A 16,585-nucleotide genomic window follows, 5' to 3' on the forward strand; every position below is an offset into this window, starting at 1 on the left:
ATTAAAGAGCAGAATCGGGTGCTTCGGGCAAATCTCCGGGATTCGGACTCGGTTTAGCCGATCCGGCCTCGCTTTCACGTATCACCACATGCTGTACGTTTTTTGCCTGATTGCGCATTTCGAGTTTGGGAAAAAACTGAATGCGTGGTGTTTTGAGAGTTTCGGCGGTAACGGCTTTTTCCGTTTCCACGCGTTTCCCGTTGGATACAACCTTAAATGACCCGAGGTTGGCCAGGTCAACGGTTCTGCCGCTGAGCATCTCTTCACGTACGATTTTCGCCAAGGCGGTGATGGCTGACCGCACGTCGGCACGGCTCAGGGCTGTGGCATTGACAATCCGATCCTCTAGCTGCTTGGTGGTAATCTTGTCTTGTGCAATGGGAGAGGCGTAATACATGGTTTTGCCCTTGTGTTTACCGATGCGCATCTCTTCTTTTTTTACGTTGTATAGTAACATGACTTTTGATGTTTTTGATGGTTATACTTTGAATAATTTTGCTGTTCTACTTAAACAGCTTCAGTAAACGGCTTTGATCGCTCCATTGGAACGTCTTTCACCGTTTAACTTAAACGATTCCGATTGCTTAAGTCCGCATTCTCTTTAACTGCTGTCGTATGTCTTCTTCATAATCTTTTCAAATTTTGTTTATGGTTATTAAAATGGTGTGGATCTCAAAAGCAGTATTTAGCCTTTGCCCATACTTCCGAATTGTGCTTATACGGGCCGAACATACCCTCGCTTCCTCCGAACCAGTCGTAGCCTGCCAAGAGGTGGATGTGGTCGTTCAGGGCATAGTCAGCCGTGAAACGGCTGAACCAGCCCTTGTGGTTGAGGTCGAAATAGGTGAAGTCGGAAAGCTGTAAGTTGCTGTCCAGTAACTTCTTCGACACGCAGAGCGTAAGGAGCGAATTATGGCGGGGCTGTGCGACGTAGCTTTCGTACTTGAAAATACTCTCGGAAGAGAACTGAGCCATCACTGTCCATTCATGAGGGGCATACCAGTCGGCCCCCACCAACCAATTGATGGTGTTGAATCCTTTTTGAGGGGTGGAGGCGGCTTGCTGTATGTAGCTGAAATGCTTCCCGAGGTTGAAGGCCGCTTCGCCGCGCAGCACGAACTGTCCCAAGGGCTTTGAGACATCGCCTCCGACGAATCCCATGCGGTAGTATCGGGGCGAAACCGTAAGTTGGGAGCCCGATGGTTTGTACTCGATGACGGGCATCTTGTTCCACGTATGCAGCGCGGCAAGCGAGAAGTCTACCCCCGGCAGGGCGAAAGAGAGCCTGCCCCCGTATTCTACGTTGGAGAGGCGTAGCTCGGGGCGGCTTCCCTCCGCGTCCCAGACAAGGGACCGGGGTGTTTCTTTAGGCAACACGCTCCACGGATTGGCGGCATCGGTGGGCAGCTTGTATCCTTCGAAAGTGGGAACGGCAAGCAGTTCGAGCTTTATCTTGTCGTTGAAGACGAAGAACCGCAGGGCATTGACGGGCATGCGGATGTCGTCGTAGTCTTGCGCCAAGAACTCGGTCATATCCATGGGTGAGACGAGGTCGGTGATACGTACGCCGTCGGCCGCACCCCAGATGACAAGTTGTCGCCCGAGACGAAAGCCCCAGTGCTCCTGCCGATGGTCAAGGTATGCTTCCCGCAGTTCAAAGCCGGTGCGCTCTTTCAGCAAGGCGTTGTAGGTAGCGTTGAACGAGACGAAGAGCGAAGAGCCTGCGAAGTTTTTGCCGACCTCGCCCCTGAGTCGGGTACGGGAAGACATCCAATCGTTCGGCTTTTCGGAGCGGAAGGCGTGGTAGGTGTCGACAAGGCCTTTGAGCTGCCACGACGATTCGCCCGCTCCTTGTCCCCAAACTCCATGCACGGGGCAAAACAGAAAGACCGAGAGGCAAAGCCCCGCGGAAAGACGATTGAACGCTTTCATCAGAACCTGCCTTTCTCTAACGTGGTCACGTTAAACTTGCTCTCCTCCATGGGAATGTTGTACGTCGGATTCTTGATTTCGAGAACCGTCTGATGCTCGGTTTGCACGTTGGTCATGTGCATCTTCCGGGCTACCCAGAAGCCCTCTACCTTGGCAATATCCGACATCTCGAGACGACGGTGCAGCTTGCCCATCTTGTCGTAATATTCCACCCTGACAGGTATCAGACAGTCCTGACGTATCAGGGCCGTTTTCCTGGAGTAAATATCACGCTTGTCCTTAGGCAAGGATTCCAGTTTCCAGCACTTCTGTCCGTCGACGGTTTCTTCGCCCAGGAGCGTGTGCGTATCCTCGTCCACGTTGCGGCTGCCCATGTCGTCGTAGGTAAAGTCGCTACCCATAAAGTAGTCTTGCTTGGCAGACGAACCGCTGATACGGCGCGTTTTCTTTATGGCGGGCAGATAGAGCCATTTGTCATCGTCCTTGTTTAGCTCATCATAATCCCACGTCAAGAAGCCCGTCCCCTTTACATCGCCGGGATATTGGAAGAACATGATGCTCTTGCGGTCTTTCTTTTCTTTGCCCACATCGATGGAGTAGGAAATGAGCTTGCGTTCGCGCACCGCTCCGCGTTTGTTGATTAACGTCATAACCATTTCAGACCGACGGGTATCGCCGTCGGGACGGTCTTTTACCTTTTGGGCAATCTCTCTGCCCGTTTGTGCGCATGTTGTGGCAGCGAACCCCACCACAAGCATGGCTACTACTGCGATTGATCTCTTCATTTGTCCTTTTTCTTTATAATTGATTCTGATTGATTCGATTTATATTCCGGTCTCCTTCTGCCGTGCTACCATGCGGGCAAATTCGCCGTTTCGGGCAAGCAGTTCGTCGGGTGCTCCTTGTTCTGCGACGGTTCCGTCTTTCAGCACCACGATATGATGAGCGTTGGCAACGGTGCGCATACGGTGTGCGATGATGACGACGGTCTTGTTCTTGATCAACTCCGATATACCGGCCTGTATCAACGTTTCGTTCTCTACGTCCAGACTTGCCGTTGCTTCGTCCAAGAGGATGACAGGAGCATCTTTGAGAAGCGCACGGGCAATGGATATGCGTTGGCGTTCGCCTCCCGATAGCGATTCTCCGTTTTCGCCTATCAAGGTGTCGTAACCGTTGGGCAGCCGGGCGATGAACTCATCGCAACGGGCAAGACGTGCTACCGCTTTCACCTCTTCCTCGGTAGCGTCTTTCTTCCCGATTTTGATGTTGTCCATGACGGAAGCGTTGAAAAGCAACACGTCCTGAAAGACTACGGCATAGTTTTTCAAGAGCATTTCGGGATCTATTTTTGAGATGTCCCGTCCGCCAAGTGTGATCTTTCCGCCATGAATATCCCAAAAGCGGGCAGCTAATTTTGCCGAAGTGCTTTTGCCTCCCCCCGAAGGTCCCACAAGTGCCGTTACTTTGCCTTGCTTGGCAGTGAAAGAGACGTTGCGCAGCACCTGCTTGCTTGTCTCGTAAGCAAAATCGACCTTGTCAAAACAGATGTCGTAACCCTCTACCGTGCAATCCTCATCGCCTTGCTGTGCGGGCATGTCGTTCATCTCACGTATGCGGTCGATACGCACATCGAGTAGTATCAGTGTCGCCATATGGTTGAACACGTCCATGATGGGGTTGTAGATGCTGGCTACAACGAGCAGGAAGACCAAGTAAGTGAACATGTCGATGCTGCCCAAACCAAGTAAATAAGCTCCCGCAATGATAACGCTTGCCAAACCAAGTTTCAGGATAGACTGTGCACTGCCCACAAGCCCCGCTCCGAGAAATTCGCCTCGCTGCAGAGTGGCTTCATATATCTCGAGCTGTTTGTCTAAACGGTCGCAATAGGCTGCCTCTCCGTTGTACGATTTAATCTCCTGCGCTGCTTCAAGCCCTTCCTGTATCTGCTCGGTCGTATCACGCCTTACGTGATAGTACTCCTTATTAGCTTTATCCATAAGCCTTTTTCCTAAGAAGATGACCGTTGTCGCTACCGGTACGACCCCAAAGAGAGCAAGGGCCAGTTGCCAGTTGTAGAAGAACATCCCGGTGGCAATCAAGATAATGCTGATGACAGAGGCGAAGAGTTGTGGAACTGTGTGAGAGAAGAGGGTTTCCAACATGTTACAATCCTCCATCATCGTAGCGGTGAGATCCGAAAGATTCTTTTCTCCGAAGAAAGCCAAAGGCAATTTACGCAGCTTCTCGGCAATGCCAATACGACGGTTGGCACTCTCGGTATAGATTTTCGTGTAGGTGCTCTTGTACTGTATCATCGCAATCACAAAGAGTACCGTCATAAAACAGAGAGCCGTCAGCACGTAGTACCAGAGCCCGTGCGTCGTGCTGTTCCCGGCTTGGATAACAGGGTGCAGGTAATCGGTGATGAACAGAAAGATGAAGATTACCGGCAGCATCAGTGCCAGGTTGAGAAAAAGAGAAGCTATAACCCCTTTTATAAAGGTCTTTGCCCCGTCTTCCGATAAGGTGAATCTGTGTTGAAAATATTTACTAATATTCATAATGTTGTCTCCTGAGGTTTATACCGTCCATGTCACGGTTCGTTGATATTCATTCCACATGCTGTTATAGATGCCGTTTCGGGCTATCAACTCGCTGTGTGTGCCTTCTTCGGCAATCTTGCCTTGTGCTATCACCAGTATCTTGTCGGCATCCTGTACGCTAGTCAGATGATGGGCGATCATCAACACTGTCTTTCCTTTTCTCAGCTCGTGCAGGGCTTTTTGTATCAGGTGTTCGTTTTCGGGGTCGGCAAAAGCTGTTGCTTCGTCCAGGACAACAATCGGCGCATCTTTCAAGATGGCCCGGGCCAAGACAATGCGTTGCTGTTCCCCTCCCGAAAGGAATGTTCCATCTACTCCTATCTTCGTGTTCAATCCGTTGGGTAGCCGGTCGATGATCTCCCGACTTTGGGAAAGGTCTATGGCACGTTGCACGGCTTCATCACTCGCTGCCGGATTACCGTATTTGATGTTCTCCAGCAAAGAGGTCTTGAAGAGTTTTGTATTCTGGAAGACGAAAGCGATGTGGTTCATCAGGTTGTCTTTGGCAATGTTTTTCACATTTATTCCGCCAATCGTCACACTACCTGCTGATACGTCCCAAAAGCGGGGAATGAGTTGGGCAATGGTGGTCTTCCCTCCTCCCGATTGCCCCACAAGGGCAAAAGTCTTCCCTTCGGGGAGGTGGAAGCTGATACCGTCTACGGCATTTTGACCGGCATTGGGATAGGCAAACGAAACGTTCTCGAATGTCACATCGCAAGCGGTGATTTTCTCCGGATTTTCGGCTATTGGGAGTGGTTCGCTACTCGTCAGGTTTTCCACCCGGCTTATGGCTTGATCTGCCAGAAACATATCTTGTTGCAGATACATCACTTTCATCACATTGGTTGCTATCACCGGAGTAATCAGCACATACAGGAACATATCGGTGATGATGGGGGCAATGTTTTCGCTTTTGTTGCCGATAAGCAATATGACTACGGGGACAAGTAGGAAAGCAAAGCTATTGATGGCCACCGTGTAGAGTGACATCGGCTTTTGCCAACCCAGCGTGTATTTGGTAACTAAATCCCGGTAGGCGATGATGCTGTCGTAAAAACGTTTGAAAGAGAATATCGTTTGCTGGAACACTTTCACCACCGAAATACCACGTACGTATTCCACCGCTTCGCTGCTCATATGCTCTTGTGCTCCGAGGTATTCATTTTGGAACGCCTTCTGAGCAGTTGTATTCATCCGTGTCATGATGAAGACAGCCGCCGTGAGGGGGATCAGGCACGCCAGACCAAGTTGCCAGTTGAAGACGAAGATCAATATTATAACCGACAGCGGGGCTATAAAACTCCCCGCCAGGTCGGGCAAGAGATGTGCGACAAACGTGTGGGTTTCAGAAGCATTTTCATCAATAATCTTACGCATCTGTCCGCTGGTATTCCGGTCGAAGAAGCCAAGCGGCATCTGCATGATTTTTCTCATAGCCGTACGTCGCATATTGGTTTCTACCCGGAACGCCGCTAAGTGCAAAAGCATCAGCCCGGCAAAGTAAATGACAAGGCCGGCAACGGCTGTGCCTACCGCCCACCATGCATAGACGTTGATAGGGATTCCTGAGGCAACGCTGCCAGTCAATAGTAGCGAGCGTACGATAAGCCAAATGAAGATGAACGGCATAAGCGAGAGCAGACCGCTTAATCCCGACAGTGTCAGGGCTATGGGCATAAGCACCTTGCGTTTGCCCATGTAAAATTGAAGTTTCTTTAATGTATTCATATTAATTGATTGTTTCATTGGTTTCTATCTCTTTCCCGAATAACCGGAACTTTTGGAATAACACGGGTGTAACGCAGAGGTCGGCCACGAGTGCCGATACGATACCCGCTACGGAGAGCAGACCCATGTGTATAAAAGAGAGGCCTTCGGAAGTCATGTAAATAGCGAAGTTCGCACATATCACGACACTGGTCAGAATGATTGGTGTCCCGATCGTACGGAACGAGCGGAGAATGGCATCCCGATAATTACCTCGACGGTCGAACTCCAAATGCCCGTGGTTGATGAAGTGAATGGTGTCGTCGACAGCCAAACCGAGGATCATCGGCATAATGGTTGCGGTCATCATATCCAACGGGTAGCCCAGCCATCCCATCAGTCCGCCGACCACCAAAGCCGGAGTGATATTGGGTATCAAACCGATAAGCCCGATGCGTACACTGCCAAAGACCAACATCATTAGGATGCCGATAATAAGGAGAGAGATGGCAAATGAAACCATCTGCCCGCGAGCCACGTACTGCATCATCACGGTAAATTGCGGAATACTACCCACTGTAGTGACAGAAGCTTCGGGGAAGAGCCTGGCGGCATTGGCTGCAATATCGTTCAACTCTCGTTCTACCTCGCCGGAGTCAAAACTGCTGATCTCCACCATCAGGCGCAAACGTCGATAGTCGTAATCGATCCAATATTCCGCTTCGCTACCGCCTGCATTCTCGTAAAGGAGCAGCAGTTGTGCCACCTCTTCCGGATTCGTCGGAATACGATAATAAGCCGCATCTCCTTCGTGCAGGGTTTGATTCAGGTCTTTTAGGATATTCAGCACTGTAGTCGTTCGCTTGGTTAGCTTATAGCCTTCGGCCTTTTGTGCCAGAGAGTCTAAGCGTACAAGCATTGCCGGCGATTTTGTCAAGCCGTCTTCGGGCAGGTCTATCATGACGTCGTAGGTGTAGATGGATCCCAGTTCGCTTTCACCTACTTCCAGCAGATTGTTTACATAGGCTATTTTACGTCCCATGGTGCGTTCTATGTCAAAGGCGGTCTCTATCTTGGTGAATTGATAAATGAGTGCTGCGGTAAGCAGCCCTGCAATCCATAGGATCAATGTGCCATGCCGGAGTACGCTTTCTCCCAAACGCCCCAGTTGATGGTCGAGCCACCGTCCGCCGGTTTCCTGCACTTTGGGATGAGGTTTGCCGTTCTTGCCAAAACTCAACAGCACGGGCATCAGTGTAATGGCAATGAAGAAAGCCAGCATCACGCACGAGGAGGTAGCGATACCAATGAACCGCATGGGCTGCATCGGAATAGCGAGAAACGACAGCAGGGCGGCAAAGGTGGTGAGTGCACTGAACAACACAGGCCAGCCCATTTCACCCACGGTCTCTTCTACGGCTCGTCGACGTTCTCCGTGTAGAAGGAATTGCCGTTTGAAATAGGAAAAGATATGTATGTTATAGGCTATCGAGACGGCAAACGCCAACAGCATAGGTATCATCATCATACCGCTGTCTATCGTCATGCCGACATATCCCAACAGTCCATACACAATCACAATTGAGCCTGCCGCCGTGATAAGTGGAACGACAACGCCCCGTAGGGAGCGTGTTATGAGTAACAAAATAAGAATGGAAACGAGTGCGGCAATGCCCATCACACGGGGCATCTCTTTGCCAATCCATTTCATCTTCATGGCGGTAACGTAGGGCAAGCCTGTGCCTTTGGGATGGAGCTTTTGGTATTTGTCTTTAGTGATGATATGCTCCAGCTCATTCCCCGTTAGCACTTCAGGAGAAACGGCATTCTTACCTTTATTCCACACTGAATCTTTAGGAAAGGTACGCAACTTGAGAATAATCCACGAGAGCGTACCATCTTTGGAGACAAGCCGCTCGGCAATATGTGGCTTCATATAGGCTTTGCGACGTATCGTTTCCAGACTTGCCGCATCAGTGGGAATAAGGTCAGGCACTATCTGCTCGATAGTCATTCCTTCTTCATTCCCTACCATAAATTCGATGTCAGTGAGCGAAGTGATTTTGTCGGCGTATGAAATGCTATCCATCATTTCGTTCGTGAGTTCGCGGATGAGCTCTAAGTTCTCTTTCATAAACGAATTGTCGCATTGGGTCAGTACGGCGGCAAAATTGTCATTGCCGAATATATCCTTGAATTCTTTGGTCTTGACAAGCATCGGGTCGTCTTCGAGGAAGTAGTTTTCCCACGAAGCACTCACCTTGAAATATCTTAACCCTGTAAATCCTATGGCGAAGACGAGGATAAACAAGCTTAGTACAAGCCATCGTTTTTGTACCATCCATCTGCCCTGACGGGCAAACCAGTCATTGATTCTTTCTATTTTCATATCGTTTGTTATTGGTAAGTTCATTCATTTCAACACATTCAGCAGCGTGACGAGAAATAGCTTTCCACTTTGGGGCTACATATGATAATGGTGACAATGTGCGTGGACACAAGAATGCTCTTTGTGGGCATCATGCACGTGACAACGGCAGGAGTGAGAAGTGTTCATATTCTTTCTTTTTTTTACTTATGTTTTTTATATTACTTAGTCTTGCTAACACAACATCAGCAGGTTGAGTGCCATAACCGCCATGCCTGCTACCAAACCATAGATAGTATGATGGTGCTTACCGTATTCTTCGGCAGCGGGTAGTAACTCATCAAGCGAGATAAATACCATGATACCGGCAATCATCCCGAAAATAACGCCGAAAACATGGTCATTGAGGAATGGTGCCAAGATAAGATAGCCGATGACGGCTCCTACCGGCTCGGCCAATCCCGATAGAAATGAAAGCCAAAAGGCCCGTTTACGATTACCTGTAGCATAATAGATCGGAACGGAGACGGAAATGCCTTCGGGTATATTATGTATGGCGATGGCACAGGCAATAGGTATAGCAATGTTTATATCCTTCAATGCTGCAAGAAACGTAACCATACCTTCCGGGAAATTGTGTATTGCCAGCACCAAGGCTGTCACTACATCGACGCGTAATAATTGAGGCTTTATTTCAGTCTTTCGTTCTTCCTTTAAGCTCATTTCTTCCACCCGATGCATTTCGTGTGGATTTTCGTAGTGAGGAATTAGCTTATCAATAAGTAGAATCAATACGATTCCCCCGAAAAAAGAAAGTGTGGAATGAAGAGTTCCGTCGTCCTTGCCATGTATATTGGCAAGAGTCTGCAAAGAAGAGGCAAACAGATTGGCGAAAGACATATAAATCATTACTGCTGTTGAAAATCCCAATGAAAGAGAAAGGAATGAAGTATTGGTGCGCTTAGCAAAAAATGCAATCGCACTGCCTATCCCTGTGGATATACCGGCAAACGATGTTAGGAAAAATGCTATAAGTACTGGTTGAGACATGGCTATGATGGATTGGAAGTTAGTGCGTCAAAAGAGAACAAAAGTTTGTTTTGTTCAGAAGCAAAGCGAGCCGCTCTTTGCAGGCGGCTCGCTCGGTAGGAGAAACAGTTAGATTTAGAAATAAGACGTTTCATGCTTTTGGCAACTAAGTTTAGTTCGGTCAGTCTGCGGATGTACGATGTTGGTACTTTGATCTTTCGTCCCAATAATTTCTTTGGGCAAAACCTTTCCGATACGGGAGACTGCCCTGCTTTGCGTAACCCATGACTCCTCGCAGAAGAAAAGCCCGTTGACTCCTTGTACGAGTGTTAATTCGTCGTTGCTGATGATGTTGATGATACTCATATGCTGATTATTATTTAGTGATTCTTCTGGAATGACTCGGCGTTCCAACTCCTGCATCAAACGAAACGCTGCCTGACAAGATTGCAGCATCTGTCCATGCAGGCTATAGGTGTGGAGTCGAGCAGAAGGTAGCTGATGCCTATTGTCTCGGAATCAAATACAAAAGAGATTCGATTGTTTACAATCGTACAATCATTTCCGCAAGGCTTGCATTGCAGACAAGACGAGAAACGGATGTTTTGATTAGTTATCTCTTGACAGACAGGATGTTTCAATAGTTCTGCCTTCATCTTTCATTCTTTACATTCATGAGTTTCTTCCATCCTCCCGTGCTAAAGCGAATATACTCACTGATGAAACACTCTATCTCTTCGCAGGAAAGTTCCTTATGTTGCACCACCTCTTTCATCATATTAATCCACCAAGAGCAGGTGAAGTGCATGAAGAACGGAGAAATATCGGTATGTAGTTCCGGATGGAGTCTTCTCATCTTTTCCATATATTCCATCCCTATTGTGGCACTCTTCTCAATCCACTCTTCCAAATAATCTTTGAGGCGAGAATGCTGCGTAGAGAAAAACAGCAAATTTAATTCACTTCGGTAACGAGTTATAATGCCCATAAGCTCCTGCAAAGATGCACGATGATATTCATCTGAGATAAATATGTCAAGGGAGAAATTCTCCGGTCGGTTGTGATCTTCCAGCATCCTGTACATAGCAGCCAAAAGAGGACGCAACACATCAACCAGTAAATCGTCCTTACAGGGATAGTAATTGTATATATTGCTCAGACCAATGCCCGACAACTTAGAAATCTCACGCATAGACACCGACTTGAAGCCCTTTTCGAAAAAAGCTTTCTGCGCTGTTTCCAGCAATAGCTTACGTATATAATCCTTCGTTGTTTGCATAGGTCAGAACATAATTCTTTATTTTATAACGCAAAATTAGTCACATATTTTTTCGGTTGCAATACCTTAAAATGATGATTTTTTTACTTACCATTCCCCATTTATGGTAATTCAGCAAATGAAATTTATAACTTTCAATATGCTACTCCTAATCATATCAAAGCTACAAATACTCACTTATTTACAATCTCTAGCACTCACTTTTTTTTGTTTACTTTTGTCTGTAAACCGCTACTGACGTCATTAAATACATAGTAATATGAGCAAAAAAATCAAAGACCAAGAAGTTCTTTTGGTCAAAGATCAGAAGGACGATAGCCTCCGAGCCGTAGTCGGAGCAGATGGGAAAAGCGGACTGAAGTTGCATTCTTTCAAAGTCTCCTTTGAGAGTGTCGTTGCCAGCGTGCATGTATACCAATAGACGATTACTCACTACCAATATAAGGAAAAGTTGCATGCAAATGAAATTTATCATACGCCATGCAACTTTGGAGCCAATTCATAAGAAGAGGAGCTAACGGAGAAAAAGAACTTTTTCAGTGCCCTCAGATTTCGGGCTTCCTTTTTTATTTACCTTCAACAACTCCAAATATTCTTATTACATCAATCTTCGATAGTACATACACTTACACGGTTCCAATCCGGTTCGGTAAACATGTCACCTACTCCCTGATCTTCGGCAGTAATACGAGACGTATTAATCTTGTATTTATTAACAAGGATTGTTTTTACAGCTTCTGCACGTGCGGTAGCAATTTTTGCGTTGATCTCAACATTGCCTTCTGGAGAAGCGTACCCTTTAATAATGACTTTTGAATCGGGATATTTCTTCATGTAGGAGGCTACACGTTCCACATTCGGTAGCTGTGATGCATCCACTGATGAGCGACCTTGTCTGAAAGTAATGATAGATTCCGGAACGCGGGCAGTCTTGACTACTGTTTCAATGGGAACGACCTTTGTACGACATTCTTCCAACTCTTTATGCAAACCGCTAATTCTTTGGTTAGCATTGTTTAGTTCTCTGTCACGACTGCCCACCTGTTCGCGAAGTGCATTAATAGCAACATTCAAATCATCAATTTCGCTCTGATTGTAGACTTTTACTTTAGTAAAGTAATGATTCCCAGTACTCATCTTGAAGTGATAAGTCAATCCGGCAGTCAGTTCAAATGTTGCATTGTTTGCATTGAAACGACTCTTTGCCTGATTAAAATCACCTTGCATATCATATACGATAGCGGGCTTAATTCCCAATGTCCATGCTTTTGTTTCACCGAGGTTGAAATTAAGATTCAATCCGAGACGGGTAGACCATGAATTGTCATCTCCTTTACCATTTACATAATAATGCAACCACCCCATTCCGGCAATAGCTTCTATCTCAAACAAACGAGGTTTGCCCCGATAGCTTGCAAATAGATTTATTAAGTTAATTTTACTTAACAAGCTGACATCTAAAACATCAAAAGCTGTTTTACTCGGAGTTGTATTGATATATCCCATTCCCTGAAATTCCAAACCGAAAACTAGGAGTTAATTGTTTGGATATTCCAACTCCGAAACCGGGACGCATCCCTTTAAAGAAAGAGGCGTGAGTGAGAGGGGTAACTGCTCCTGCATTCACTCCTACAGACCAATTGTCCATAAACTTTGTTCCTTCTACAACTGATTGGGCATTTACAATAAATGTTCCCAAAGTAAAAACTAATAAAATAGCAATTTTCTTCATAATCTATTGTTTTATTTTTTTCGAATGCAAAAGTAAAAAGATTGCAGAGCTTTTTAGTTGTAGGACAAAAGAATAAATCTAATACATTGATTTTTATTTTACTTATAATCAGTAGTTTGCAAAAATGGTTCAATTAATAATCTAACACATATCTAACACCCTTGATAAAATTCAAAAAAGCACTTACACTTACACCTTTAGGGTAGTCAAGTTTATTTTTTAACAACAACGAGTGAACTGATACTTTTACTCTGAATAGCAATAACTTACTGCTATTTTGTACTATTACGATTATACATATTATATAATATGCTAATAAGCAATTATATATTGTTAGGCCCAATAAAAAATATATATAAATAGCGAGCGATAATCATATAAGTTAAAGAATAATTTATATTGGTAAAATATTCCTAATCGCCCATGCAAAAAATAAAACACATTATTATATTCGCAATATGAAATGTAAGATTATAATTGGACTATCAGCTATTCTCTATTTTACAGGTTGTTATAACAGGGAACAGACCCCTCGCCTTAGTGAGGCTGAAAAGCTAATGCAGAACAACCCGGATAGTGCATTAGCAATACTACAAAAACTCAAACCAGAAGGCAACCGGGCTGAACAGGCCAGATATGCATTGCTCTATTCCGAAGCTTTGGAAAAAAAACAAATGAAAGTTACTGACGATTCATTGATCCGCCAGGCTTGGCAATATTATAAACATTACCCCAAAGATTTACGTCACCAGTGTAAAACTCTATATTATTGGGGAAGAATTAAATTACGCACAGGTGATAAACCGGGAGCATTACGTCTTTTTCTCAAAATAGAAGAGAAACTGACAGATACCGATGAATCTTATTACAAAGGGCTTTTATACAGACAGATCGGTGAAGTATATTATAAACAAATGAACTACAGCCGGGCATATCATTATTTCCACGAAGCCAGAAATAATTTCCGCCAATCGGGTGATATCCAGGAGGAGACAAAGGCAACCCTTGACATGGCAGCCGCTACTTTTCACTCAAAAGATATAGAAAAAGCAATAAGGCTGTATTCGGCGGCTCTTGACTTGGCCGATGAACATAATAACAGTAATCTGATAGAAGTCAGCCTTACTAATCTTGCATCACTATATGTGATATCCAAACGGCATATATCCAATGACCTGTTACAGCGAATCGAACTTTCCGCCCGACAGGATACGGTATATGGATATCACACATTGACAGATGTAAGTCTTTTGAAGAATCATATAGACAGTGCACGGTATTATCTGGAGCTTGCAAAGGCGCACACTACTGATATTTGCGACATGGCAGAACTACAATACACTGCATACCATATCGAAGCGCAGGCTAAAAATTTTGAAAAAGCAACGGACAATGTACATCGCTATATCTACTTGAACGATTCAATAATGCGCTCAAACATGCAATTCTCCGCCGGTATGGTCGAGCGGGACTATTTTAAAGAGCGAACAAAATTCGCCCAATACAGAATGAAAAACCGGACTGTCTGGGAAATAGCTATAGCAGCCGCTACCTTTTTTATTATTGGAATTGCCTGGTATATCGTCCGCCAACGTTTACGCATGCAACGTGATCGTACCAACCATTATTTGTTATTGACAGAGAAAGCCAATTCCGAGTACAAGGCTCTTACTGAACGCGTGAAAGAACAGCAGACTACGGAAAGTTATTTAAGAGGATTGGCTGCTTCACGCTTTGACATTGTCGATAAACTTGGAAAGACCTACTATGAACGTGAAAATACAACATCGCAACAGTCAGTCATATTTAATGAAGTAAAGCAGATAATTACAGATTTTGCAGAAAGCAATGAAATACTGCAAGAATTGGAAAAAATCGTAAACACTTGTCATGACAATGCCATGTACAAGCTCAAGGAAGATTTTCCGACCATGAAAACTTCTGACACCAGGCTGTTATGCTATATTTTTGTAGGATTCTCACCACAAGTAATTAGCTTATTCATGAAGGATACGGTGGCTAACGTATATGCTCGAAAATCACGGCTCAAATCACGTATCAAATCTGCAAAAATAGTAAATAAAGAACTGTTTTTAAATCTTTTGGGATAAAACGGTACATTATTTACGGTAATATATTTTTGACAGGTAAAGGCGCATTTCAGTAATTATATGGATAAAACAAGGAATATGCTTGGCGAGATGAAATAACTATACACAATCCATCTTATAAGTTGTGATCAAGAAAAACAATATCAAAACAGATTTGAACAGTCTTCTTAAAAAGGCAAACAATCTACTTTTGCTTATATATTTGGAGAAGTAGCTAATTTGAAACATAATGCTTTAAATATATCTGACGGATACAATTCAGGAACAGATAACAGTTTATTTTTTTATTATATAAGAACATGCAAAAAAAGAATTTATTCGGAATACTTATTTTAATTGCTTATTTCGCTTCCTGTAATCAAATACATAAAACCCACTATGAGAATGGATGGTATCACATCCTATCACAGCAAAAAGACAGTATTGCTAAAGAGTCTATTGTAACAGTAAAAGATTTTGTTTCGTTACGAATGGATTCTGATGAAAATGGGACATGCGTAATTGTGGGGCAAATAAGCAAGCATAAACTAAAAAAATGGGCAAAAGAAACAGAAAAAGCAATTGGCAAACATATAGCTTTTGTACTTGACGATACGGTAATCACAAATCCAAAGGTGAATGCAAGAATTGAAAACGGTGTTTTTCAAATATCGTTACCTCATGGCTACGATTTAAAAAACATATATAATAAAATTAGGAAAGAGAAAATAGATTCTATTGAAAGTATATTCAAAGGTTGGGAGAAAGATTCCATCTATTACTCATCCAAAGAGAAAGCCGATTCAATTGTGTTTGCGATAGACTACTGGGAGGCTTCTGAATGGGTGGATATGTCGGTCAATCCCGAAGATCATTATTGGTGGGGAGATTTAGATACTGCCACCTACAGCAAATTAGAATCTACCTTATGCGAAGAAATTGCCAAGCCAAATTTCAGCAGCCGTGCAGAAGATTATATGAAGTTGGATACATATAAGAGGTACAAGGCGTATCTTTGCGAAAATGCAGACTATATTAATCTCATGTTTCAAGGTTTCTTGTTTACAGAACCGGCTACCGGACTATGCGGGTTTCTAGTGGATGATATAGTGAGAAGCCGATATCCCACTGCCCCAAGTATTCGGGTAATGACCTTAAAGATAGATAACCAAGATGACGAGATGTTCGCCAAGTTGAAATATCAGAAAGCTATTTGGCGGTTGATGAATAAAGAAAGAGATGCGAAGAGTAACAAGCAATGAGAATGGTAGCTATGAGTAATTTGAAAAACAAAGTATTAACAGCAATGGGTATCATAAAATACTCATTTGGTTTCTGACGATTATTCCTGTCGGTATTCCTTTATGTGCTATTATTGGGCTTATGTATGGTATTAAAAATAAAGATACAATATTTACCAAATGCTCTGCCGTAGCTTTATTTGTTGGAATAGCTTGTATTGTTTATACTCTATTAGTTATAAAATCTACGTAGATTGAAATATTTACCAAATATGTGAATAAAAGATTATCAATAAATATAGGGAAACAAACCAAAGGTGTATGGATATAAATAAGGTTATTAATGATGTCTTCAAAATTGTACTAAATATTTTATTTGTATTTACAAAGAGTTATTTGACAACATAGCACCGCAAATCGCTGAAATTTGCACGGTTGCTAATTCGTTACCTCTATTTCTCAAATACTCTGCTAAAAGTTTATTCTTCAATCGGTTAAATCCAACCGATGAAAATCTAAAATAAAAATACACGATAAAGATATAAAAGAAATCGTGTTTTGTTTAGGTAGATTTTACACCGCTCGATATGCTTAA

The 16,585-nt window shown here is 44.1% G+C and carries 13 protein-coding genes and 1 pseudogene; 3 read left to right on the forward strand and 11 right to left on the reverse strand.

All coding sequences use genetic code 11. The annotated features are described in order from the left end of the window. Position 1: 1 nt before the first annotated feature. The 10 genes from NBH01_RS18465 to NBH01_RS18510 form a co-directional block, all read right to left on the reverse strand. Positions 2-457, reverse strand: a complete 456-nt coding sequence (locus tag NBH01_RS18465) for an HU family DNA-binding protein (protein ID WP_004318713.1) — start codon at positions 455-457, stop codon at positions 2-4. Positions 458-672: 215 nt separating this feature from the next. Then, positions 673-1,932: a DUF1302 family protein gene (locus NBH01_RS18470; protein WP_004309910.1), complete on the reverse strand. Its 1,260-nt coding sequence runs from the start codon at positions 1,930-1,932 to the stop codon at positions 673-675. Beyond that, positions 1,932-2,717, reverse strand: coding sequence for an outer membrane lipoprotein-sorting protein (locus NBH01_RS18475; RefSeq protein WP_004309911.1), 786 nt, complete (start codon positions 2,715-2,717; stop codon positions 1,932-1,934). Before NBH01_RS18475 ends, NBH01_RS18470 begins: the two co-directional genes overlap by 1 nt. A gap of 39 nt (positions 2,718-2,756) precedes the next feature. Continuing rightward, the gene (locus NBH01_RS18480; RefSeq protein ID WP_004309912.1) at positions 2,757-4,499 is read right to left on the reverse strand and encodes an ABC transporter ATP-binding protein; all 1,743 of its coding nucleotides are present in this window, start codon (positions 4,497-4,499) and stop codon (positions 2,757-2,759) included. 18 nt (positions 4,500-4,517) lie between these two features. Continuing rightward, entirely contained in the window at positions 4,518-6,272 is a 1,755-nt protein-coding gene (locus NBH01_RS18485) for an ABC transporter ATP-binding protein (protein ID WP_004309913.1), read from the reverse strand. A gap of 1 nt (position 6,273) precedes the next feature. Beyond that, complete coding sequence (locus NBH01_RS18490; protein ID WP_004309914.1) at positions 6,274-8,640, reverse strand: efflux RND transporter permease subunit; 2,367 nt, start codon at positions 8,638-8,640, stop codon at positions 6,274-6,276. A 213-nt stretch (positions 8,641-8,853) separates the two neighbouring features. Continuing rightward, the gene (zupT, locus tag NBH01_RS18495) at positions 8,854-9,669 is read right to left on the reverse strand and encodes a zinc transporter ZupT (RefSeq protein ID WP_004309915.1); all 816 of its coding nucleotides are present in this window, start codon (positions 9,667-9,669) and stop codon (positions 8,854-8,856) included. Between the two features lie 114 nt (positions 9,670-9,783). Continuing rightward, the gene (locus NBH01_RS18500; protein WP_004309916.1) at positions 9,784-10,014 is read right to left on the reverse strand and encodes a hypothetical protein; all 231 of its coding nucleotides are present in this window, start codon (positions 10,012-10,014) and stop codon (positions 9,784-9,786) included. Positions 10,015-10,070: 56 nt separating this feature from the next. After that, positions 10,071-10,304, reverse strand: a complete 234-nt coding sequence (locus tag NBH01_RS18505) for a hypothetical protein (protein ID WP_004318707.1) — start codon at positions 10,302-10,304, stop codon at positions 10,071-10,073. After that, a complete protein-coding gene (locus NBH01_RS18510) occupies positions 10,301-10,927 on the reverse strand; it encodes a TetR/AcrR family transcriptional regulator (RefSeq protein WP_004309917.1) in 627 nt (208 codons plus the stop codon). The genes NBH01_RS18505 and NBH01_RS18510 overlap by 4 nt, the downstream gene beginning before the upstream one ends. Before the next feature lie 259 nt (positions 10,928-11,186). On the opposite strand from NBH01_RS18510, the gene NBH01_RS18515 reads away from it, so the two are divergent. Further along, a complete protein-coding gene (locus NBH01_RS18515) occupies positions 11,187-11,348 on the forward strand; it encodes a hypothetical protein (protein WP_004318703.1) in 162 nt (53 codons plus the stop codon). Between the two features lie 182 nt (positions 11,349-11,530). Here NBH01_RS18515 and NBH01_RS18520 read toward each other — a convergent pair. Next, positions 11,531-12,659, reverse strand: a pseudogene (locus tag NBH01_RS18520) (OmpA family protein). Positions 12,660-13,117: 458 nt separating this feature from the next. Between NBH01_RS18520 and NBH01_RS18530 the strand changes: the two are divergent. Beyond that, positions 13,118-14,770: a tetratricopeptide repeat protein gene (locus NBH01_RS18530; protein WP_062694790.1), complete on the forward strand. Its 1,653-nt coding sequence runs from the start codon at positions 13,118-13,120 to the stop codon at positions 14,768-14,770. A 299-nt stretch (positions 14,771-15,069) separates the two neighbouring features. After that, positions 15,070-16,011, forward strand: coding sequence for a SecDF P1 head subdomain-containing protein (locus tag NBH01_RS18535; RefSeq protein ID WP_234141651.1), 942 nt, complete (start codon positions 15,070-15,072; stop codon positions 16,009-16,011). Positions 16,012-16,585: the final 574 nt, after the last annotated feature.

The sequence above is a fragment of the Bacteroides sp. B1-V-101 genome (assembly GCF_023656585.1).
Lineage (GTDB): Bacteria > Bacteroidota > Bacteroidia > Bacteroidales > Bacteroidaceae > Bacteroides > Bacteroides thetaiotaomicron.